Origin of the sequence: Streptomyces sp. NPDC058051, assembly GCF_042885475.1 — a bacterium.
GTDB lineage: Bacteria > Actinomycetota > Actinomycetes > Streptomycetales > Streptomycetaceae > Streptomyces.
On record NZ_JBHVRW010000003.1, the window covers coordinates 446728 to 468951 of the forward strand.

The following is a 22224-nucleotide window of genomic DNA, read 5'->3' on the forward strand; positions in this document are numbered from 1 at the left end:
TGGCAAGCGGCAGCCGGACGGGCCCTCCCCCGTCACCGCCCCCCTGTGGGGTGGTCGGTGTCAGGAAAGGGCCCCCCGGCCACGGCGTGCAGGCTGATGCGAAACCGATGTCAGTGTCGGTCCCGCACCGGCCCGCGGACTACGTCGGTGGTTACTTCTTGACCTGAACTTCAGTCAGGATCGGGTCGCCGTCCTGCGCGTAGTTCACGTTCTGGACCTTCTCCGAGTACCCGGCGTTGACCTTGTAGTACCAGAGCGGAATGGTCGGCATGTAGTTGACCAGTTCCTTCTCGATCTCCTGGTACCCCTTGACCGACTCCTCGAGCGTGGCGGCGGAGTCCGCGGCCGCGATCTTCTTGTCGAGTTCCTTGTTGGAGAAGAAGCCGTTGTTGCCGGCCGCACCGGTGCGGAACAGGTCGCTGATGAAGTTCGCGTTCACCGGGTAGTCGAGCACCCAGCCGGAACGGTAGAACGACTTGACCTGCTTGGCGTCACGGGCGTTCAGGTCGGCCTGGAAGTCGGCCTTCGAGTCGCCGACGCACGCGACGCCGGTCGCCTGCGTGATGCTGTTGCAGACGGCCTCGACCCACTCCTTGTGGCCACCGTCGGCGTTGAACTGGATGTAGATCTTGTTGCCGGGAACACCGCCGCCCTCCTTGATGAGAGCCTTGGCCTTCGCCGGGTCGTACTTCGTGACGTCACCGGCGACGTTCGGCTGGTAGCCGAGGACGCCCTTGGCGACCCAGCCCGTGGCCGGCTCGCGGGTGCCCTGGAGCACCGTCTTGGTGATGGTGTCGCGGTCGATGGCCATCGACAGGCCCTGGAGGACCTTCGGGTCGGTGTCCTTCCACTGCTTGGTGTACATGGCGACACCGATGGTCTGGATCGCCGAGTAGGCCTGGTCCACGGCGCGGTCACCGAGGTCGGACCGGTAGACCGGGAGGTCCTTCGGCGCGATCTGGCGCAGCACGTCGACGTTGCCGGACTTCAGGTCCTCGTAGGCGGTCTCCAGGGTGGTGTAGTTCTTGAAGATCACACCACCGTTCTTCGCCTTGTCGGGGCCCTTGTAGTCGTCGTTGCGGACGACCTTGATCTGCTTCTTGTGGTCCCAGCTGACGAACTTGTACGCGCCGTTGCCGACCGGCTTCTCACCGGCGGCCTTCGGGTCCGCGTAGAAGGACTCGGGCAGCGGCGAGAACACCGTGTAGCCGAGCTTGTACGAGAAGTACGGCAGCGCGCTCTTCAGCTCGATGGTGAAGGTGTAGTCGTCGACGACCTTCAGGCCGGACATGGCGTCGGCCTTCGGCTTGGCCTTCTCGTCCTCGGGGTGGACGTCGGCGAAGCCCTTGATGTCGGCGAACCAGGACGCGTTGGTCTGGGCGTTCGTGATGTTCGCGGCCCAGTTCCACGCCTTGACGTAGGACGTGGCGGTGACCGGCGTTCCGTCGTGGAACTTCCAGTCCTTCTTGAGCTTGACCGTCCAGAGCTTGCTGTCCTTGGTGTCGACAGACTCGGCGTTGATCATCTCAAGCTTGCCGGACGGGTCGTAGTCGACCAGCTGCGAGAAGATCGCGTCGGTGACGATGCTGCCGTTCGACTCCATCGTGTTCGCCGGCTGCAGCGGGTTCTGCGGCTCGCCGACCTCGACGGAGAAGATGCCGTTGGCGTCAACAGCGCCCTTGGCGCTGTCGCCCCCCTTGTCCTTGCCGCTGTCGTCGCCGCCACCACAGGCGGTCGCAGCCAGGGCGATGAGTGCCGCTCCCGCGACCCACTTGGCGCTCTTGGCACCACGCATGGGTTTCCTCCTCATGAGTCCACTTTTGACTACAAGAGGGGCACTGGAGTGATACACCGACACCCCTGACGGTGATCGTTTCAGTGCCCCGAGTGTGCTCGTGAGTCGGCACTCCCCACAGTGCGTGACCCATTGACCCGAGCTCAATGCAGCCAACTATTAAGTACGGCCGGGCCGTAAACCACACTTAAAGGGTCTCGGTTTGACAACATCGATAGGGCGCGGTTGCCCGAAATCCGGACAAACTGATCCCAGACAGACACGCCCGAAACGGACCGTTAACACATGTTCCGGAGAGCGACGCTCGATTACCGGACACCGCGGGCAAGAAATCAAGTTGACGAAAAACGCCCGGGCCCCCAGTTCAGCGGGGGCCCGGGTTTCATGTCAATGGCTCCGGCGACTCTTCCTGCCGGGCCGTCCGTCGAGCGACGTCAGCGCTTGGCGCGCGACGCGGCGCGACCGCGCTCCTTCTGGTCCAGGACGACCTTGCGGATGCGCACGGTCTCCGGGGTCACCTCGATGCACTCGTCCTCGCGGCAGAACTCCAGGGACTGCTCCAGGGAGAGCTTGCGGGCCGGCACCACGTTCTCCGTGGTGTCCGCCGAAGCCGCACGCATGTTGGTGAGCTTCTTCTCCTTGGTGATGTTCACGTCCATGTCGTCGGCGCGGGAGTTCTCGCCGATGATCATGCCCTCGTAGACCTCGGTGCCGGCCTCGGTGAAGATCACACCGCGCTCCTGGAGGTTGACCATCGCGAACGGCGTCACCGTGCCCGAGCGGTCGGCGACCAGCGAGCCGTTGTGCCGGGTGCGCAGCTCGCCGAACCACGGCTCGTGGCCCTCGAAGATGGAGTGCGCGATGCCGGTGCCGCGGGTCTGGGTCAGGAACTCGGTACGGAAGCCGATGAGGCCGCGGGAAGGAACGATCCACTCCATGCGGACCCAGCCCGAACCGTGGTTCGTCATCGTCTCCATGCGGCCCTTGCGGGTCGCCATCAGCTGGGTGATCGCACCGAGGTGCTCCTCGGGGGAGTCGATCGTCATGCGCTCGATCGGCTCGTGCGTCTTGCCGTCGATCTGCTTGGTGACGACCTCCGGCTTGCCGACCGTGAGCTCGAAGCCCTCACGGCGCATCTGCTCGACGAGGATGGCCAGCGCGAGCTCGCCGCGGCCCTGGACCTCCCAGGCGTCGGGGCGCTCGGTGTCCAGGACGCGGAGCGAGACGTTACCGATCAGCTCGCGGTCGAGGCGGTCCTTCACCTGGCGGGCGGTGACCTTGTGGCCCTTGCCGCCCTTGCCGACGAGCGGCGAGGTGTTCGTGCCGATGGTCATCGAGATGGCCGGCTCGTCGACCGTGATCAGCGGCAGCGCGATCGGGTTCTCGGGGTCGGCCAGGGTCTCGCCGATCATGATGTCCGGGAAACCGGCGACGGCGCAGATGTCCCCCGGGCCCGCCTTCTCGGCCGGCTGGCGCGTGAGCGCCTCGGTCATCAGCAGCTCGGTGACACGGACGTTGGACATGGTGCCGTCGCGCTTGATCCACGTGACGGTCTGGCCCTTGCGCAGCTCGCCCTGCTCGACACGGCAGAGCGCGATGCGGCCGAGGAAGTTGTCCGCGTCCAGGTTGGTGACGTGGGCCTGCAGCGGCGCCTGGTCGTCGTACTCCGGGGCCGGGACCGTGGAGAGGATGGTGGAGAAGAACGGCTCCAGGTTGTCGCTGTCCGGCGGGACGGTGCCGTCCTCGGGCTTGGTCAGCGACGCGACGCCGTCACGGGCGCAGGCGTAGACGATCGGGAACTCGATCTGGTCCTCGTCGGCGTCCAGGTCGAGGAAGAGGTCGTACGTCTCGTCGATGACCTCGGCGATCCGGGAGTCCGGACGGTCCGTCTTGTTGATGCACAGGATGACCGGCAGCTTGGCGTCGAGCGCCTTGCGCAGGACGAAGCGGGTCTGGGGCAGCGGACCCTCGGAGGCGTCGACGAGCAGGACGACCGCGTCCACCATCGACAGACCACGCTCGACCTCGCCGCCGAAGTCGGCGTGGCCGGGGGTGTCGATGATGTTGATCGTGATCGGGTCCCCGCCGTCCTTGGGGTGATACTTCACCGCCGTGTTCTTGGCGAGGATCGTGATGCCCTTCTCACGCTCCAGGTCGTTCGAGTCCATCATGCGTTCGTCGAGGTTCTCGGCGGCGTGCGCGGCGAAGGCACCGGCCTGCTTGAGCATGGCGTCGACCAGCGTGGTCTTGCCGTGGTCGACGTGGGCGACAATGGCTACGTTACGGATGTCGTGGCGCGTGGGCATGGGTGGCTTGCGCTTCTCTCGGATCGTGGGATCAGGCGTCTCAGTCGCTCTCGGGTCCTCGTACGCCCGCCGGGCGGACGCGCCACGGCTGTCCCTATGGTACGGGCCTGGCGCGTCCGGGGCTTCCCGGGCCGATCCGCGAGACCGGTCCCGCGCCACTCTTCAGCCGCTGTTCGCCCGCAATTCCCCTGGCCCCGGGGTCACGCCGCATGGATACGCGTGACAGAAGAAGAGGGTGCGGAGGGATCCGTGGGGGGATCCGTGGGGGCTCCGCACGGTCCGGTGCGGGGGGTGTGGGGAGGGTGAGCGGCCCAGTTCCGGACGGGACACGACCTTGCCCGCCGGGGGCGCCGGCGGGCAAGGGACTTGAGCCAGTTCTGAGCTTCCGGCCCCGTTCCGACCTGCTACTTCTTCTTGTTCGCCGGAGGTCCGGCGGGCTGCGGCTGCTTGAAACCGATGTCCTGGTAGTGGGGTGTGCCGAAGCCGAAGGCGCCGACGTTCACCAGCTTTGTGTCGGTCGCCACGAGCTGCGGACGGCGGTAGAGCGGAATCGAGCCCGCGGCGGCCCAGATCCGGGCGTCCGCCTGCTTCATCAGATTCTGCGCGGTTCCCTCGTCCAGTTCCGAGACCGCCTGCTCGAAGAGCTGGTCGATGTGGTCCGTACCGACGCGGGTGTAGTTCTGCTCGACCAGCAGGGAGCCGTCGGTGGCCGGCACCGGCTTGGCGAAGATCGGGCGGTCGTCGGTCGCCGGGTAGGCGGTGGCGGGCCAGGAGTACAGCGCCAGGTCGTAGTCGCCGGAGGCGATGTGGTCCTGGAAGTAGCTGTCGTCGGAGACCTTCGTGATGGCCGTGCTGATGCCGATCGTGTCGAGCATCGCCGAGATCTGCTGTCCGACGGCCCGCAGCGGTTCCGAGCCGGGACCGGCCGGCAGGACGAAACGCAGGGACAGCAGCTTGCCGTCCTTGCCGAGCGGGCCCCGGCGCGCGTCCGGGGCCTGCGCGGGGGCCGCGGTGCCCGCGGGGGCGTAGGCGCCGGTGGCGCCGTCCGGCCGCTGTTCCCGGGTGGCGGCCTCGGAGGAGACGCCTTCGGAGGCCGCGGTCCCGGCCAGGTGTCCGGCCTGCCGCAGCAGGGCGGTGCTGTGGAGCGCGGCGGCATGGGCGGGGGCGAGGACCTGGGAGGCGCCGCGGGCCTCGGTGCGCTCGCCGGGCCTGTCGTCGCCGGGCCTGTCGTCGCCGGGCTTGCCGTCGCCGGCCTCACGCCCGGGGGCGGCACCGCCGGACTTGTCGTCAGCCTTATCAGCCTTATCAGCCTTGTCGGCCTTGTCTGCCTTGTCGGGCTTCTCGGACGGGTTCGCCTTGTCACCCTTCCCGGCGGCGCCGTCCTTGTCCTTCGCTCCCTTCTTCTCCCCCTTCTCCCCCTCGCTGCCCGCCTTGGCACCGTCCGGCTTCTTGACCGCGCCCTCCCGCGTCCAGCCGGCGTCGGCCAGCAGCGCGCGGGCCTCTTCGGTGTCCTGGCCGCCGAGTGCGCTGCTGCTGTCCTTGTACGCCGGCTGTCCGGCCAGGGCCAGGTGGCTGCCGAGCGGCACGGCGGGCAGGCCGAGCGGTTTGAGAACGGTGTCGGCGAGCTCCTGGCGGTTCAGGGCCCGGGCGACCGCCCTGCGGACCCGGTCGTCGGCGAGCGGACCGGACTCGCCGTTCAGCGCGAGCTGGGTGTAGGCGGGCTCCAGTGACTTGCGGACCGCGTACGCGCGCAGCTTGTCCTGCTCGGCGGTGTACGTCTCGGCGGCTGCCCGGCTCTTCTCCCTGGCCGCCTGGGCGGCTGCCGCCTCCTGTTCGTTCGAGCCGTGCGCCTCGGCCCAGGAGCGCAGTGCGGCGGCCGGGCCGCTCCCGGAGCCGGGGCCCTGGGCGAGCGGCTGCCCGTTGCCGCCCGTGTCATGGGACGCCTGCGCGATCCGGTGCGCCGCCGTGGCGTCGATGTCGGCGACGTCGACCTTGCCCGCGGTGAGGGCCTCGGTGCGGTCCTGCGGCTTGACGGCCCGGAAGACCAGTGAGTCGAGCTTGGCCCGGTCGCCCCACCAGCGCGGATCGCGGACCAGGGTGACCTCGCCCTTCGCCGTGTCCACACTGCCCAGGCGGAACGGGCCCGCGGTGGCCTTGAGCGTGGTCCGCGCGCCGTCGTTGAAGGCGCCGGGCGAGCCGGTCACCTCCTTCGGGTACAGCGGGGAGAACAGCGAACGCCAGTCCGCGTACGGTGTGGCGAAGGTGACCCGGACCTCCTGGTCGTCCGCGCCGCGCTCGATCTTCTCGATCCGCTCGTACCCGGCGTTGCGGGCGGTCCAGAACGCCGAGTCCTTGCCGTTCAGCGCCCGCCACTGCGCCACGAAGTCGGACGCCCCGATGTCCCGGCCGTCGCTCCACACCGCCCGCGGGTTGATCCGGTAGAGCACCACCTGCTTGGGCTCGCGCTCGACGACCTTCGCGGACTTCAGATAGTCCCGGTTCATCCGCGGCCGGCCCGTGGCGTCCAGCGGGAAGAGGGTCGGCAGCAGAGCGCCCGTGACACGGGCGGTGGAGCTGTTCGCGTCGGCCTGGAAGGCGTTGAGGGTGGTGGGCACGGCGTCGACCGCCCAGTGGACCGTGCCCCCCGAGGCGACCGCGCTCCGGGCCGCGACCGCGATGTCCTGGGGCGCGGCGGCCCCGGCCGATCCGTCGCCGCTGTCGTCGGAGCTGCAGCCGGCCAGTACCGGGAGCGCCAGCACGCCCGTCGTGAGGAGCGCGAGCGAACGGCGCTTTCGGGCCGTCCCGCGCGGGACGCCGACGTGGGACATGGCTCATACCTCCGGGGCCGGCCCGGCCACCCGTACACGGAGGGGCCGGATTGTGCTTTTTAGTGGCATATGCAGTTGATCACACTGATTCCGTCCCTCCACTGAAGTCGCCCTCGCGCGAGAGGCGGCGCAGACACGGCGTCGGAGCCTCGAACCTCACCCGTGCGGCGGAACCGGCGACGCGTCGGGGCGGTGCGCACTCTTCACAACACGGGTGTGACGCGCGACACTCTCAGGCGCATGAACATGACCACCCGCGACCGCAGAAGTGAGAGCAAGTCATGTCACTGCACGATGAGTTGACGGCTGTTCAGCACTGCTTGGAGGACTTGGTCCGCACCGTCGCACGGCTGGAGCGGAGTCTCGCGCGGCTGCGCGAGACGCAGGCCGGGCCGGTGCCGATCGAGGCCGCCGGTCGCACGGACCCGGTCGGCGACGCCATCACGATCAGCGATGCGCCGTACGACGCCACCCTGTGGACGGACTCGGACGACGAAGGTCTGGGCGTCCCGGGCCGGCACGCCTTCTAGGAGAGTTCCTTGGCCACCGGTACGGAACCAGGTACGGAACCACCCCGAGCGACGACGGCGCGGGCGCGCCCGACGGGCGTCCATCACGCCTCCCGGGCCGCCATAGCCGCCCGCCATCTGCGCACCGACCGCTGGTGGCTGGCACCCGCCACGACGGCCGGCGGGCTGCTCGCGTTCATCGTCTACTCGACCTGGCGGGCCTTCTCGAACGCCGACTACTACGCCGCCCCCTATGTGTCGCCGTTCTACTCGCCCTGCCTGGCGGAGAGCTGCGCCCCCATGCGGCACGGCCCGAACTGGGAGCTCTTCGGCAGCTGGTGGGGCCTGTCCCCCGCCCTGCTGATCCTGGTCTTCCCGCTGGGCTTCCGGCTGACCTGCTACTACTACCGCAAGGCCTACTACCGGGGCTTCTGGGCGTCGCCCCCGGCCTGCGCGGTCGCCGAGCCGCACACGGCGTACAGCGGGGAGACCCGCTTCCCGCTGATCCTGCAGAACCTCCACCGGTACTTCTTCTACGCCGCGGTGCCGGTCGCCGGGATCCTCACGTACGACACCGTGCTCTCCTTCCGGGACGAGCACTACGCCTGGGGACACATGGGTCTCGGCTCGCTGATCTTCCTGGTCAACATCGGGCTGATCTGGGCGTACACCCTGTCCTGCCACTCCTGCCGGCACATCATCGGCGGCCGGCTGCGGCACTTTTCCCGACACCCCGTGCGCTACCGGCTGTGGAGCTGGGTGGGCCGGCTCAACGCCCGGCACATGCTGCTCGCGTGGGCCTCGCTGATCAGTGTGGCTCTCGCCGACTTCTACGTGTATCTCGTCGCCTCCGGTGCCTTCGACGATCCGAGGTTTTTCTGAATGACAGAGCTCGAACGGCAGCAGTGGGACGTCGTCGTGGTCGGCGCCGGAGGCGCCGGGCTGCGCGCCGCCATCGAGGCGCGGGAACGCGGTGCCCGTACCGCGGTCATCTGCAAATCGCTCTTCGGCAAGGCGCACACGGTCATGGCGGAGGGCGGCATCGCCGCGTCCATGGGCAATGTGAACTCCGGGGACAACTGGCAGGTGCATTTCCGCGACACCCTGCGCGGCGGGAAGTTCCTGAACCAGTGGCGGATGGCGGAGCTGCACGCCAAGGAGGCGCCGGAGCGGGTCTGGGAGCTGGAGACCTGGGGTGCGCTCTTCGACCGTACGCCGGACGGCAGGATCTCCCAGCGCAACTTCGGCGGCCATGAGTATCCGCGGCTGGCGCACGTCGGGGACCGTACCGGCCTCGAACTGATCCGTACGCTCCAGCAGAAGATCGTCGCGCTCCAGCAGGAGGACTACCGCGAACACGGCGACTACGAGGCCCGGTTGAAGGTCTTCCAGGAGTGCACGGTCACCCGGGTGCTCAAGGACGGCGACCGGGTCGGCGGGACCTTCTGCTACGAGCGGGAGACCGGCCGCTTCTTCGTCCTCGAAGCGCCCGCTGTCGTCCTGGCCACCGGCGGCATCGGCAAGTCCTTCAAGGTGACGTCGAACTCCTGGGAGTACACCGGCGACGGCCATGCTCTCGCGCTCCTGGCGGGCGCTCCGCTGCTGAACATGGAGTTCGTGCAGTTCCATCCGACCGGCATGGTCTGGCCGCCGTCGGTGAAGGGCATCCTCGTCACCGAGTCGGTGCGCGGGGACGGCGGAGTGCTGCGCAACTCCGAGGGCAAGCGGTTCATGTTCGACTACGTCCCCGATGTGTTCAAGGAGAAGTACGCGCAGTCGGAGGAGGAGGGCGACCGCTGGTACGAGGACCCGGACCACAACCGCCGCCCGCCCGAGCTGCTGCCCCGCGACGAGGTCGCCCGCGCCATCAACTCCGAGGTGAAGGCGGGCCGGGGCTCGCCGCACGGCGGGGTGTTCCTGGACGTGTCGACCCGGATGCCCGCGGAGACGATCCGGCGCCGGCTGCCCTCGATGTACCACCAGTTCAAGGAGCTGGCGGATGTCGACATCACGGCGGAGGCGATGGAGGTCGGCCCGACCTGTCATTACGTGATGGGCGGGATCGCCGTCGACTCCGACACCGCGGCCGCCGAGGCGGTGCCCGGCCTGTACGCGGCGGGCGAGGTCGCGGGCGGCATGCACGGCTCCAACCGGCTGGGCGGCAACTCCCTCTCCGACCTGCTGGTCTTCGGGCGGCGGGCCGGGCTGCACGCCGCCGCGTACGCGACCGCGAGCGGTACCCGGCCGGCGGTGGACGCGGAGCAGATCGAGGCGGCGGCGGCAGAGGCCCTGCGCCCGTTCAGTGCCGATGAAGCGAGCACGGCCGGAGAAGCGGGCACGGCCGGGGGGCCGGCGGGGACCGGGGGGCCGGCGGAGAATCCGTACACCCTGCACCAGGAGCTCCAGCAGACGATGAACGACCTGGTCGGCATCATCCGGCGGGAGCCCGAGATGGCCCAGGCCCTGGAGAAACTGGCGGCCCTGCGGGTACGGGCGCGGCGCGCCGGTGTCGAGGGGCACCGGCAGTTCAACCCGGGCTGGCACCTCGCCCTGGACCTGCGGAACATGCTGCTGGTCAGCGAGTGCGTCGCACGGGCCGCCCTGGAGCGCTCGGAGAGCCGCGGCGGTCACACCCGCGAGGACTGTCCGACGATGGAACGCTCCTGGCGCCCGGTGAATCTGCTGTGCCGGCTGGCCGACGCGTCCGCGGACGGTGCGTCCACGGATGATCCGTCCACGGATGATGCGTCCACGAACGATGCGTCCACGAACGATGCGGACGGTGGCCGGATCGAACTCGTGCGCAGGACGACCGAACCCATCCGTCCGGACCTGCTCTCCCTCTTCGAGAAGGAGGAGCTGGTCAAGTACCTGGCCGAAGAGGAGCTGTACGAGTGAGCAGCTACAACGCGCAGTTCAGGGTGTGGCGCGGGGACGGGGACGGTGGCGGCCTGGAGGACTTCCGGGTCGAGGTGAACGACGGCGAGGTCGTCCTCGACATCATCCACCGGATCCAGTCGACCCAGGCGGGCGATCTCGCCGTGCGCTGGAACTGCAAGGCGGGCAAGTGCGGTTCGTGCAGCGCGGAGATCAACGGCAGGCCGCGGCTGATGTGCATGACGCGCATGTCGGTCTTCGACCGGGAGGAGACGATCACGGTCACGCCGCTGCGGGCCTTCCCCGTCGTCCGCGATCTGGTGACGGACGTGGCGTTCAACTACGCCAAGGCACGGGAAGTGCCCGCCTTCGTACCCCCTCGGGGCGTCGAGGCGGGCGACTACCGGATGCAGCAGGTCGATGTGGACCGCTCGCAGGAGTTCCGCAAGTGCATCGAGTGCTTCCTGTGCCAGGACACCTGCCATGTGGTGCGCGACCACGAGGAGAACAAGGCGGCGTTCGCCGGACCGCGCTTCCTGATGCGGATCGCCGAGCTGGACATGCACCCTCTGGACGCCGCCGCCGAGTCCGGACTCGACCGGAAGGCGACGGCCCAGGAGGAGCACGGGCTCGGCTACTGCAACATCACGAAGTGCTGTACGGAGGTGTGTCCCGAACAGATCAGGATCACCGACAACGCGCTGATCCCGCTGAAGGAGCGGGCCGTGGACCGGAAGTACGACCCACTGGTGTGGCTGGGCAACAAGATCGGCCGCCGCGGGGACCGGACGTGACCGTCAGAGCCTGTCGGGTGACCTCTGATCGGGCGGCCACGCCCTGGCACGCACGTGATCGGGCGGCCACGCCCTGGCACGCACGCTTCCGGCGACCGAAGGTCACCCGACGGGCTCTCAGCCGAGCAGCTTGACGATCGCCTCGGTGGTGTCCGTCTCGCCGAGGCGCGGGAAGACCTTCTCGACGCTGTTGCGGTGGGTGTCGGCGTCCAGGTCGGTGACCGCGTCCGTCGCGACGGTGACGTGGTAGCCGTGCTCGTGCGCGAAGCGGGCGGTGGACTCGACGCCGATGCTCGTCGCGACGCCGGTGAGGACGACCTGGGTGACGCCGCGGCGACGCAGCTGAAGGTCGAGGTCGGTGCCGTGGAAGGCGCCCCAGTTCTGCTTCGTGACGACGATGTCGCCCTCGTGCGGGCCGAGTTCGGGCACGATGTCCGCCCAGTCGGCGGGCGGCTGCGCCGCGCTCCTGGCGCCGCCCTCGATGCGGCCGGGGGAGCCGCCGGTGACCCGGACCAGGACGACCGGGAGGCCCTTGGCGCGGAAGGCGTCGGCGAGGGTCACCGCGTTGGCGACGACACCGGCGGTGGGGTGGGCGGTGGGCCGGCTGACGATGCCCTTCTGGAGGTCGACGACGACCAGGGCGGTCTTCGCGTCCAGGGTGGTGGCGGTCATGGGGGCGCTCCTCTGAGGGGATGTGTGGGTCGGTGGGACGGGTGAGGTGTCAGGCGCGGGTGCGCAGGGCACGGTCGGTGACGGTCAGGACGATCAGCAGCAGGCCGAGCACGACGGAGACCGCTGCCATGAGGTGCAGTCCGCTGTTGCTCGCCGACTGTCCGTAGGCGAGGGCGATCAGGCTGGACGCGGTGATCGCCCCGATGTACTGGGCGGTGCGCTGGAGTCCGGCGGCCGAGCCGATGTTCTCGGGCGGGGCGTACGCCTGGACGGCGGCCTGATTGCTCGTACCGATCAGCCCCTGCGGTATGCCGAAGCACGCCCCGGCGAGCAGCAGCAGGGCGAGCAGGGTGGAGCCGGAGAAGAACACCAGCGTCGCGGCGCCGGTGGTGACCATCACACCGGCCAGCGTGAGCGGGCCGCGGATGCCCTTCGTACGGGCTCCGAGCAGCGAGCAGACCAGTGCGGCGAGCGACATCGGCAGCATCAGCAGTCCGGTGCGGCCGGAGGAGTAGCCCCGTGCCTCTTCCAGCCACTGCGTGTAGCCGTACATCACGCAGTAGATCAGCAGATAGCTCACTCCGTGCCGCAGATACGTCCGGGCGAGCGCCCCGTTGCGCGCGAGCATCCGCAGGTCGATGAAGGGCCGCGGACAGCGCAGCTGCCACCGGATCAGGGCGGCGGTCAGCACGGCGAACGGCGCGAGCAGCCACCACAGGGGGTGGGAGAGGTCGAGCAGGAAGAAGACCAGCACAGTCAGCGCGGTCGAGAAGAGTCCGATGCCGAGCGGGTCCAGGTCCAGCTTCGGCCTGCTGCCGTCGGACGCGCGCCCGCGCGGCGGGTCCGCCGGGATCCAGAGCAGTGCGGAGCCGAACGCGACGAGTGCGACGGGCACGTTGACGGCGAAGATGCCGCGCCAGCCGACGGCCATGACGAGCACGCCGCCGAGGGTGGGCCCGACGGCCGCGCTGCCGAGCGCGGCGAAGGAGAGCCGGGCCAGGACCGGGCGCGGGGTGATGCGGCCGATCCGCCGGGACTCGTCGCGCAGGACCGCCATGGCTGCGGGGTACGCCGCCGACGTGCCGATCCCGAGCAGCAGCCGGGACACCAGGAGTCCTCCGAAATCCCGCGCGAACATCCCGACCAGGCCGGACACCACCACGACGGCCAGACCGGCGAGGAAGACGCGTCGGGGTCCGAGGACGTCGGCGAGCCGGCCGAGGACGGGCTGGGCGACGGCGCTGGCGAGATACAGGACCGAGATCAGCCAAGCGGTGTCGGCGGCGCCGATACCGAAGTCGTGCCCGATCGCCACCAGGGCCGTGGAGATCATGGTGGTGTTGAGCGGATTGAGCAGGGAGCCGAGGAGGAGCGGGGCGGTGAGGCGGGCGCCGAACCCGGAGACGGGATCCGAGACGGGATCTGAGGCGGAGCCCGAGACGGAACCCGAGACGGAACCCGAGACGGAACCCGAGGCAGGAGCTGAGACAGAACCCGAGGCGGGAGCGCTCGCGGGGGTCTGTGCCGGCGCGGGTGCCGGCGGGTCCGCAGGGGCCGCTTCCGGCACCTCGCGGCCGGACGCGGGGGCTGTTTCCGGCGCCGCCTCGTGGCCGGACGCCCGGCTCGTCACTTCCCGACCAGCCGGTCGATCAGCTCCGCGGCCTCGGCGACCGTCCGCCGCTCGGCGCCGTCGAGCTCGGCGGCGATGGCCTCGGCGAGCCAGTCGCGCTTCGCGGCCCGGACCGCGCCGAGGGTCCGGAGTCCGGTCTCCGTGATCGACATCACCGACTTCCGGCCGTCGGCCGGATCGGGCGTCCGCTCGACGATTCCCTGACTCTCCAGGGCGCCGAGGGTCAGCCGCATGGACTGCGGACGCACATACTCCGCGCGGGCCAGCGCCGCCGTGGTGGCCGGGCCCTCGCGGTCGAGCCTGGAGAGCACCGAACGCTGCGTGGGCGTGAGCAGGCTGTCCGACGAGCTGCTGCGCAGCCGCCGCAGCAGTCTGCTGACCACGTCGGTGAGCTGCGCCGCCACCTGCTCGGCGCCGGGCTCGTCGCCGCCCGGCCCGTCGCCCGTCTCGGCGAGGAGCCCGGGGCGGGGGTCTGCGGGGGTGGCCCCGGTCGGTTCCGGCATGCCTTCAACGTAAAAGGTGTACAGGAAAACTTGCAAGGTTACCTGTCTATATTTTGCCCGCCCTTGCCCGTCACATGGCCTGCGATCTAGGGTGAATGCGCTTTCAAAAGAGGGTCGGCACATGCAACAGCAGGTGCTTCGGTACAGAAGAAGAAGCGGACGGTCGGTCGAGTGAGCGCGCCAACGGTGTACGACGTCGCCGAGCGGTCCGGCGTCTCCATTGCCACGGTCTCGCGGGTCTACCGCACCCCCGATTCGGTCCGCGCCCAGACCCGCGAGCGGGTTCTGGAGGCCGCCCGCCAGCTCGGTTACGTCCCCAGCGGGAACGCCCGGGGCCTGGCCAGCCGGACCACCGGCGTGCTCGGCCTCTGCTTCCCCGACTACGCCGACCCCGACGCCGAGGCCGACGCGGAGGCGGACAGCGACGCCGACGACGCGGTGATGCTCTACTCCGACCAGATCATCCGCGGCATGGAACGGGCAGCCCGCCGGCACGGTTACGCGCTGCTGATCGCCGCCTCGCTGGAGGGCGGGCCGGAGAGCCTCGTCGCGAAGGTCGCGGGACGGGTCGACGGCTTCGCGGTGCTGGCGCAGACCGTGCCGACCGAGGACCTCGAAGTGATCTCGCGCCGCCTTCCGGTGGTGATGCTCGCCGGTCCCCGCGAGATCGACCACCTCGATCACGTCGTCGTCGCGAACGCGGACGGGGAGCGGGAACTGACCCGCCACCTGATCGAGGACCACGGTCTGCGCAGGCTCGCCTTCGTCGGCGGCGACCCCGAATCGCCGGACGCCGAGGCACGGTTCCGCGGCTTCCAGGAGGCGTGCCGCGACGCCGGGCTGCCGGTGCCGGACCAGCCGGATCTGCGGACCGAGATGATGACGCAGGCCGAGGGCGCGCGGGCGGCGGAGGCGCTGCTCGACCGGGACTCCGAGCGGCCGCAGGGTGTGCTGTTCGCCAACGACCAGATGGCGGTGGGCGCGCTGCGCGCACTGGAACGGCGCGGGGTGCGGGTGCCCGAGGACATCGCGGTGACCGGCTTCGACGGGATTCCGCTGAGCCGGATCGTACGGCCGCCGCTGACGACCGTACGCCAGCCGATCCGCCAACTCGGCGAGCAGGCGGTCGAGTTGCTGGTGCAGCGGCTGCGCAACAGCGGGCGCGAACCGGCGTCGCTCATGCTTCCGGTCTCGCTGATCCGCCGCGCCAGCTGCGGCTGCGGCTGAGGAAGGACCGGCTCACCACACGATCGGCGGGCCCTGCCGCAGGCCACCCTGGTCGTGGACCACTTCCACCTGGTGCAGCCGGCGAACCAGACCCTTCCCGTTGTGCGACCACCCGTCGAGCCCGTGGACACCTCGATGCCCGCAAATTTCGTTGAGCCCGCACCCTGCGATCGTGTTGGCTGGCGGCGCCGAACCGTCAGTACCGCAGGTGTCCGCTCGGCTGTAGCAGGGAGTTGAACGTGCAGGACATTGTCGTCGACCCCGTTGCCCACAATCGGGCAGCCTGGGACAGGTACGTCCAGGAGGGCAACGAGTGGTCGAGGCCGGTGAGTGCTGAGGATGTCGGGCGCGCCCGCATGGGCGACTGGTCGATTGTTCTCATCGGGCATGAGCCGGTCGACCGTTCCTGGCTGCCGACGGACCTGACCGGCAAGGACGTGTTGTGCCTGGCCTCCGGCGGTGGCCAGCAGGGTCCGATCCTCGCCGCCGCAGGGGCGCGGGTCACCGTATTCGACAACTCACCCCGCCAGCTCGGCCAGGACCAGATGGTGGCGGCGCGCGACGGACTTGAGCTGCGCACCGTCCTGGGCGACATGCGCGACCTCAGCGCCTTCGGCGACGCAACATTCGATGTCGTGTTCCATCCGGTCTCCAACCTGTTCGTACCGGACTTGGCACCGGTGTGGCGTGAGTGCTTCCGCATCCTGCGACCGGGCGCAACTCTGCTCGTGGGCTTCCTCAACCCTGATGTGTACTTGTTCGACCACGAGGCGCTCGACGAGCGCGGCGAGCTGACCGTCGTGCACAAGCTGCCCTACAGCGACGTCACGCAGTACTCCGCCGAGGAACGCGCCACGAAGTTCGGCGCGGATGCCCCTCTTGAATACAGCCACACGCTCACCGACCAGATCGGCGGGCAACTCGCCGCGGGGTTCGTCCTCACCGGCTTCGCGGAAGCGCCGCACCAATCCAACGCATCCGCTCCATACATGTCGCACTATTTTGCGACGCTGGCGGTCAAGCCGGGCTGACCCAGCCGTGGGGCCGGCCGAGACGGCCGTGTCTCCGAATGGCCAAGTGGAGCGCCGCGCCGGCCCGACCCCCACCAACGTCGCCGAGCCGGCATTCCACGGGCCGCCGGACGCGCGGCCCGTACCCTCCGACCATCGGCCCCGCGCCTCCGCGCCCCCCTTCCGCGCGCCCCGAGCCGTACGCGCCGCGCGAGCTGTACGACGTCGCCCGAGCCGCCCCCGCCGCCCTCCTCAGCGCCCCAGGTGCTCCGCGAAGAAACGGCGCCGCGCCGCGCGCAGGTCCTCCTTCTCGGCGTCGAGCCCCGGGTACTCGAAGTGCCCCGCGTTCAGCACCAGCAGTTCGCGTTCACCGGCCAGCGCGTTGTACACGGCGAACTGGCCCGGCGGCGGCACCGAGGGGTCGAAGAGCGCGGCGGCCACCAGCGTGGGACGGGTGAGCCGGGTCGCGGCCGAGGCGGCGTCGAAGTACGGCAGCACCTCGGCGACCTCCGGGTGCTCCTGGTGATGGCGCCTCACGGCCTCCCCGCTTCCCGCGCACTGCAGGGTGAGCCGCAGCGGATGGTTGCCGAAGGTCGGAACCGTCAGCTGCGCGGCCCCGAAGCGGTCGTCCCACGGCACGGCCAGCGCGCCGAGCCCGCCACCGAAGCTCTCCCCCAGGTACCCGAGCCGCGGACCGCCCTCTTCGGGCGACAGTTCCGGGACCAGCTCGTGCAGCGCCGAAGCCGCGCACCACAGGTCCGCCACGCAGTCGCCGATGACGTAGGTGTCGCGGGACTCGATGCCGTGCAGCACATGGCCGGCGGACATGTCCGGGATGCCCGGCTGCTGTCCGCGCTCCTTCATGCCCCGCACGCACGGCAGGATCGCCGCCGACCGGGGCAGCGGCAGCGGCACGTCGGGGCCCGGCTCCTCCCGGCCGCCGTAGCCGTGCCCGATCACGAATCCGTGCTCAGCCGCCCCCTCGGCGGGCAGCGCGACCCAGCCGCCGAGCCGTATGCCACCCACGGAGTCGAAGGTCACGGCGTGAATCCGCACACCGTCGCGCACCTCCTCCAGCGGGCCGAGCTCCGGCCGGGTGGCGACCTTGCGGGCCTCCTCGTACCGGGAGCGCCAGAAGGCGTCGAAGTCGTCCGGCGCCGCGGGGGCGGGGACGCGCATCAAGTCGTCGATCGTGCGCCCGTAAGCCGGATCAAAGGGGAAGTCGTGTTCGAACTGAGCCATGATCACGACAATAGCGCCCGCCTCCGCACCGACAGGAACCCGTGCCCACCTGGACCAACGGCGCGAAATCGGTCACATCCTTACCAATTTCACACACGATGCACTTACCGTGCCAAGTCGAACATCCAGATGTCCGGCACGTTGCACGAGTGTGACCTATCACCCTCTTGCGGATTTCCGAACGCCTGCCGCAGAGTGATGTATGCGCTTACAGACAGCGCATACATCCGGATTGCTCAAGGAGGAGCCCTCCATGTCCCGCACCGCCAGAAACGCCTCGGCCGGCATCGCCGCCGCAGTCGCGCTCACCTTCGGTGTCACCGCGTGCGGAAGCTCCGGTGGCGAGGATGTCGCCGCGGACAAGAAGCAGACGATCACTGTCTGGGCCATGGGGGCCGAGGGCGAGAAGCTCGCGGATGTGGCCAAGGTCTACGAGAAGGCCAACCCGAACATCACCGTCAAGGTGACCCCGGTCGGCTGGGACGTCGCCCACCAGAAGCTGGTCTCCGCGGCCGCCGCCGGCACGCTGCCGGACGTGGCTCAGATGGGCGGCAGCTACATGGGCGAGTTCGCCGAGCTCGGCGTCCTGGAGCCGGTCGACACCAAGACCTTCAACGAGAAGGACTACTTCGCGTCCGGCTGGAAGCAGGGCGAGGTGGACGGTCAGGCGTACGGCGTGCCGTGGTACGTCGACACCCGCGTCCTCTACTACCGCACCGACCTGGCCGAGAAGGCCGGCATCACCAAGGCTCCGACCACCTGGAAGGAGATGCAGGACCTCGCGTCGGCCTACCAGAAGAAGGCCGGAACGAAGTGGGGCCTGTCCATCCAGCCGAGCGGCCTGGACACGGTGCAGAACTTCTACTCCTTCCTGTACTCGGCCGGCGGCGAGATCGTCAACGACAAGGGCGAGGCCGTCATCGACAGCCCCGAGGCCGTCAAGGCGCTCAAGGAGTACGGCTCGTACTTCGACAAGGGGCTCTCCAACAAGTCCGTGCAGCCCGGCTACGACGTCGTGAAGGACTTCGGCAACGGCCGCGTCCCGATGTTCTTCGGCGGCCCCTGGCACGTCACCCTGCTCAACGAGGGCCAGCCGCAGATCAAGGGCAAGTGGGCGGTGGCCAATGTGCCCGCCGACAAGTCCTCCGTCTCCATGGCCGGCGGTTCGTCCCTGGTGATCTCCAAGGACAGTGAGCACAAGGCCGCCGCCACGGAGTTCATCAAGTACCTGACCGACACCAAGGGCCAGGCCGACTGGTACCAGCGCACCAAGGACCTGCCGGCCAACACCTCCGCCTGGACCTCCGGCACCCTCGCCGACGACGCCGACCTCCAGGTCTTCAAGAAGCAGATGGACACCGCCAAGTCGTCCCCGTCGCTGGCCAAGTGGACGGAGATCACCGACAAGGTCGACCAGGCCATCGCCAAGGTCACCCAGGGCAAGGCGTCCGCCGAGGACGCGCTCAAGACGGCCCAGTCCGAAATCGAAGGCCTCGTGAAGTAGGAGTCATGCGCACCATGACCTCAAAGGCCGCTCAGTCGGCCACGGCGGAGGCCGGGCCGGGGATCTCCGGATCCCCGGCCGCCGGGGCCGCCGGTCGCCAAAGGGGCAGGAAGCCCTCGATGGGCGTGCAGAACGTGGCCGGATGGCTGTTCTCCACCCCCTTCCTCGTGCTCTTCCTCGTCTTCATGGCGTTCCCGATCCTCGCGACGCTGGTGATGAGCTTCACCGACTTCGGGCTGCGCAATGTGACGCACCCGCTGGACGCGAACTTCATCGGCTTCGAGAACTACGTCAATCTGTTCAGCGACGACAAGTTCCTCAAGTCGCTGTTCAACACGGCGTACTTCGTGGTGATCGGTGTCCCGCTGACGATCTTCCTCGGGCTGATCGTCGCCGTGCTGCTGAACAACGGCATCGACCGGGCCCGGACCTTCTTCCGCGTCGGCTTCTACGCACCGGTGGTCACGACCATCGTCGCGGTCGCCGTGGTCTGGCGGTTCGTGCTCGACCCGAGCGACGGGCTGGTCGCGGGGCTCTTCTCCGAGGTGGGCCTCACCTCGCCGGACTTCCTGGGCTCCGAGACGCTCGCCATGCCCTCGATGATCGCGATGGCGGTCTGGCGCAACCTCGGTACGGTCATGGTGCTCTTCATCGCCGGTCTGCAGGCCATTCCCACCGAGGTGCGGGAGGCCGCGCGGCTGGACGGCGCCGGTCTCTGGCAGGAGTTCAAGGGGATCACCGTGCCCCTGCTGCGGCCCACGCTGCTGTACGCCACGGTGATCACGACCATCGGCTACCTCAATGTCTTCGAGGAGCCGTTCGTGATGACCCAGGGCGGTCCCTCGGACTCCACGCTGACCGTCTCGCTGAACATGTACCGCGAGGGCTTCAACTTCTTCCACATGGGCTACGCGAGTGCCATGGCGTATGTCCTCTTCGTGGTGATCATGGGCATCACGGTGCTACAGCTCCGACTGCTGAAGGACAACACGAAATGAGCGCCACCAGTGCACCGGGCGCCGTCTCGGCGGCGCCGTCGAAGAAGCCCGGGGACACACGGCCGTCCCCGGCGAAGAAGCCCCGCAACCCGAAGCGCCCCCTCGTCTACGTCCTGCTCTCGGTCGGCCTGCTGATCATGTCGGCGCCGTTCCTGTGGATGGCGGTCTCGGCCTTCAAGACACCGCAGGAGCTGACGGCCAGCCCGCCCGTGTGGATCCCGACCGACTGGACCCTGCAGAACTTCCGGGACCTGCTCGACAAGCTGGATCTGCCGCTGTACTTCATGAACTCGGTGATCGTGGCGGTGCTGGTCACCGTCTCGAACCTGGTGTTCTGCTCCATGCTCGGGTACGCCCTGGCCAAGCTGAACTTCGCCGGCCGCAACAAGATCTTCGGCCTGGTTCTCGGCGCCCTGATGGTGCCCGGCAACCTCATGCTGCTGCCGCTCTTCGTGCTGATGAGCAAGCTGCACCTGATCGACTCGTACGCCGGTCTGGTGCTGCCGTTCGCCGCCGGAGCGTTCGGTGTGTTCCTGATGCGGCAGTTCATGCAGTCGATCCCGGACGAGCTGCTGGAAGCGGCCCGGATGGACGGCGCCGGTGAGTGGTACATCTTCTGGCGGATCGTGATGCCGCTGGTGAAGCCCGCGCTGGCAACGCTCTCGATCTTCACGTTCCTGGGCTCCTGGAACAACTTCGTCTGGCCGCTCATCGCGACGAACGACCCCGACAAGTACACGCTTCCGGTCGCCCTGGCCACCTTCGCCACCGACCCCAACAAGGCGGGCGGATCCAACGGCATGCTGATGGCCGGTTCCCTGCTGGTCGTCGTGCCGGTCGTGGTCCTGTTCATCGCGCTCCAGCGGCACTTCACCCAGGGCATCGCCACGGCGGGCATGAAGTAGCCCGCCCGCCGGCCCACCGCAACGTATCCGGCCGCACCCCGCACCCGTCGGCCACACCCCTTCGTCACCAGAAAGACAGTTTGCGATGACTCACACCCAGGTTCCGTTCCCCGAAGGCTTCCTGTGGGGCGCCTCCACGGCCGCCCACCAGATCGAGGGCAACAACACCAACAGCGACTGGTGGGTCAAGGAGCACGCCGCGGGCACCCACATCCAGGAGCCCAGCCTGGACGCCTGCGACAGCTACCACCGCTGGCACGAGGACATGGACGTGCTCGCCGGACTGGGCTTCACCGACTACCGGTTCTCCATCGAGTGGGCGCGCATCGAACCCGCCGAGGGCCGGTTCTCCCGGGCCGAGCTGGCCCACTACCGCCGCATGGTCGAGGGGGCCGTCGCACGCGGCCTGCGTCCCATGATCACCCTGCACCACTTCACCGTGCCGCAGTGGTTCGAGGCGCGGGGCGGCTGGACCGCCGACGGCGCGGTCGAGCTCTTCGCCCGTTACGTGGCGGCCTGCGCCCCGGTGATCGCCGAGGACGTCAGCCACGTCTGCACCATCAACGAGCCGAACATGATCGCCGTCATGGCCGGCCAGGCCAAGCGGGGCGACAACAGCTTCCCGCCCGCCGGTCTGCCGACCCCCGACGACGAGACCACCGAGGCCGTCATCGCCGCGCACCACGCGGCCGTCAAGGAGGTCCGGGCGATCAACGCCGGCATCCAGGTCGGCTGGACCATCGCCAACCAGGTGTACCAGGCCCTGCCGGGAGCCGAGGAGGTCACCGCGGCCTACCGCCACCCCCGCGAGGACGTCTTCATCGAGGCCGCCCGCGGCGACGACTGGATCGGTGTGCAGTCCTACACCCGGACCAGGATCGGCCTCGACGGCCCCATCCCCACGGCCGAGGGCGCCGAGCGCACCCTCACGCAGTGGGAGTACTACCCGTCCGCGGTCGGCTACGCGCTGCGCCACACCGCCGAGGTCGTCGGCAAGGACGTGCCGCTGATCGTGACCGAGAACGGCATCGCGACCGACGACGACAGCCGCCGGGTCGACTACTACACCGGGGCCCTGAACGAGGTCGCCTCCGCGCTGGAGGACGGCCTGAACATCCAGGGCTACCTGGCCTGGAGTGCGCTCGACAACTACGAGTGGGGCTCCTACAAGCCGGCCTTCGGCCTGATCGGCTGGAACCCGGAGACCTTCGAGCGCCTGCCCAAGCCGTCCGCCGTCTGGCTGGGCGAGATGGGCCGCACGCGCGCGCTGCCGCGCGTCGCCGACTGACCTCGGCCCCTGACCGGGAGCAACCTGACAGCTCCCTCCCGTACGGGAACCGGCGGTATCTGACGGACGCCGGTTCCCGTACGGCCTTTGCCGGGCGCCTCATCCGCCGTGCGCACGCCCGTACCCCCGCGTGCCG

At 69.2% G+C, this 22224-nt stretch carries 17 protein-coding genes; 10 read left to right on the forward strand and 7 right to left on the reverse strand.

Features of this window, described 5'->3' with window-relative positions:
• Positions 1-151: 151 nt before the first annotated feature.
• The 3 genes from ACFVUT_RS07615 to ACFVUT_RS07625 form a co-directional block, all read right to left on the reverse strand.
• A complete protein-coding gene (locus ACFVUT_RS07615; protein ID WP_389643813.1) occupies positions 152-1795 on the reverse strand; it encodes an ABC transporter substrate-binding protein in 1644 nt (547 codons plus the stop codon).
• A gap of 434 nt (positions 1796-2229) precedes the next feature.
• Positions 2230-4101 carry a translational GTPase TypA gene (gene typA, locus ACFVUT_RS07620; protein WP_389643810.1) on the reverse strand — a complete coding sequence of 624 codons (1872 nt, stop codon included), beginning with the start codon at positions 4099-4101 and terminating at the stop codon, positions 2230-2232.
• Positions 4102-4505: 404 nt separating this feature from the next.
• Positions 4506-6929 (reverse strand): ABC transporter family substrate-binding protein, encoded by a 2424-nt coding sequence (locus ACFVUT_RS07625; RefSeq protein WP_389643807.1) that lies wholly within the window; start codon positions 6927-6929, stop codon positions 4506-4508.
• Positions 6930-7210: 281 nt separating this feature from the next.
• On the opposite strand from ACFVUT_RS07625, the gene ACFVUT_RS07630 reads away from it, so the two are divergent.
• From ACFVUT_RS07630 to ACFVUT_RS07645, 4 genes are read left to right on the forward strand one after another with little or no spacing between them, the layout of a single operon-like run.
• Positions 7211-7459 carry a hypothetical protein gene (locus ACFVUT_RS07630; RefSeq protein ID WP_389643804.1) on the forward strand — a complete coding sequence of 83 codons (249 nt, stop codon included), beginning with the start codon at positions 7211-7213 and terminating at the stop codon, positions 7457-7459.
• A gap of 9 nt (positions 7460-7468) precedes the next feature.
• Positions 7469-8320: a hypothetical protein gene (locus tag ACFVUT_RS07635; RefSeq protein WP_389643801.1), complete on the forward strand. Its 852-nt coding sequence runs from the start codon at positions 7469-7471 to the stop codon at positions 8318-8320.
• Positions 8321-10336, forward strand: a complete 2016-nt coding sequence (locus ACFVUT_RS07640; RefSeq protein ID WP_389643798.1) for a fumarate reductase/succinate dehydrogenase flavoprotein subunit — start codon at positions 8321-8323, stop codon at positions 10334-10336.
• Entirely contained in the window at positions 10333-11109 is a 777-nt protein-coding gene (locus ACFVUT_RS07645) for a succinate dehydrogenase/fumarate reductase iron-sulfur subunit (protein ID WP_389643795.1), read from the forward strand. The genes ACFVUT_RS07640 and ACFVUT_RS07645 overlap by 4 nt, the downstream gene beginning before the upstream one ends.
• A 117-nt stretch (positions 11110-11226) precedes the next feature.
• Here the strand turns inward: ACFVUT_RS07645 and ACFVUT_RS07650 are convergent, their stop codons facing one another.
• Genes ACFVUT_RS07650 through ACFVUT_RS07660 form a run of 3 tightly spaced genes read right to left on the reverse strand, consistent with a single transcriptional unit; the run spans position 11227 to position 13914 of the window.
• On the reverse strand, positions 11227-11781 hold the full coding sequence (locus ACFVUT_RS07650; RefSeq protein WP_389643792.1) for an isochorismatase family protein: 555 nt from the start codon (positions 11779-11781) through the stop codon (positions 11227-11229).
• 49 nt (positions 11782-11830) lie between these two features.
• A complete protein-coding gene (locus ACFVUT_RS07655; protein WP_389644801.1) occupies positions 11831-13348 on the reverse strand; it encodes an MFS transporter in 1518 nt (505 codons plus the stop codon).
• 59 nt (positions 13349-13407) lie between these two features.
• The gene (locus ACFVUT_RS07660; protein ID WP_389643789.1) at positions 13408-13914 is read right to left on the reverse strand and encodes a MarR family winged helix-turn-helix transcriptional regulator; all 507 of its coding nucleotides are present in this window, start codon (positions 13912-13914) and stop codon (positions 13408-13410) included.
• Between the two features lie 171 nt (positions 13915-14085).
• Here ACFVUT_RS07660 and ACFVUT_RS07665 point away from each other — a divergent pair, with 171 nt between their 5' ends.
• Both ACFVUT_RS07665 and ACFVUT_RS07670 read left to right on the forward strand, forming a co-directional pair.
• A complete protein-coding gene (locus ACFVUT_RS07665) occupies positions 14086-15141 on the forward strand; it encodes a LacI family DNA-binding transcriptional regulator (RefSeq protein ID WP_389643786.1) in 1056 nt (351 codons plus the stop codon).
• Between the two features lie 239 nt (positions 15142-15380).
• A complete protein-coding gene (locus ACFVUT_RS07670) occupies positions 15381-16172 on the forward strand; it encodes a class I SAM-dependent methyltransferase (protein WP_389643783.1) in 792 nt (263 codons plus the stop codon).
• 231 nt (positions 16173-16403) lie between these two features.
• On the opposite strand, the gene ACFVUT_RS07675 is transcribed toward ACFVUT_RS07670, so the two are convergent.
• Positions 16404-17393: an acetylxylan esterase gene (locus tag ACFVUT_RS07675; RefSeq protein WP_389643780.1), complete on the reverse strand. Its 990-nt coding sequence runs from the start codon at positions 17391-17393 to the stop codon at positions 16404-16406.
• Positions 17394-17646: 253 nt separating this feature from the next.
• Between ACFVUT_RS07675 and ACFVUT_RS07680 the strand changes: the two genes are divergently transcribed.
• The 4 genes from ACFVUT_RS07680 to ACFVUT_RS07695 all read left to right on the forward strand — a co-directional run bounded on the left by ACFVUT_RS07680 (position 17647) and on the right by ACFVUT_RS07695 (position 22088).
• Positions 17647-18897 (forward strand): sugar ABC transporter substrate-binding protein, encoded by a 1251-nt coding sequence (locus tag ACFVUT_RS07680; protein WP_389643777.1) that lies wholly within the window; start codon positions 17647-17649, stop codon positions 18895-18897.
• Positions 18898-18902: 5 nt separating this feature from the next.
• Positions 18903-19895 (forward strand): carbohydrate ABC transporter permease, encoded by a 993-nt coding sequence (locus ACFVUT_RS07685; protein WP_389643774.1) that lies wholly within the window; start codon positions 18903-18905, stop codon positions 19893-19895.
• The gene (locus ACFVUT_RS07690; protein ID WP_389643771.1) at positions 19892-20800 is read left to right on the forward strand and encodes a carbohydrate ABC transporter permease; all 909 of its coding nucleotides are present in this window, start codon (positions 19892-19894) and stop codon (positions 20798-20800) included. Before ACFVUT_RS07685 ends, ACFVUT_RS07690 begins: the two co-directional genes overlap by 4 nt.
• Before the next feature lie 85 nt (positions 20801-20885).
• Positions 20886-22088 (forward strand): glycoside hydrolase family 1 protein, encoded by a 1203-nt coding sequence (locus ACFVUT_RS07695; RefSeq protein WP_389643769.1) that lies wholly within the window; start codon positions 20886-20888, stop codon positions 22086-22088.
• Positions 22089-22224: the final 136 nt, after the last annotated feature.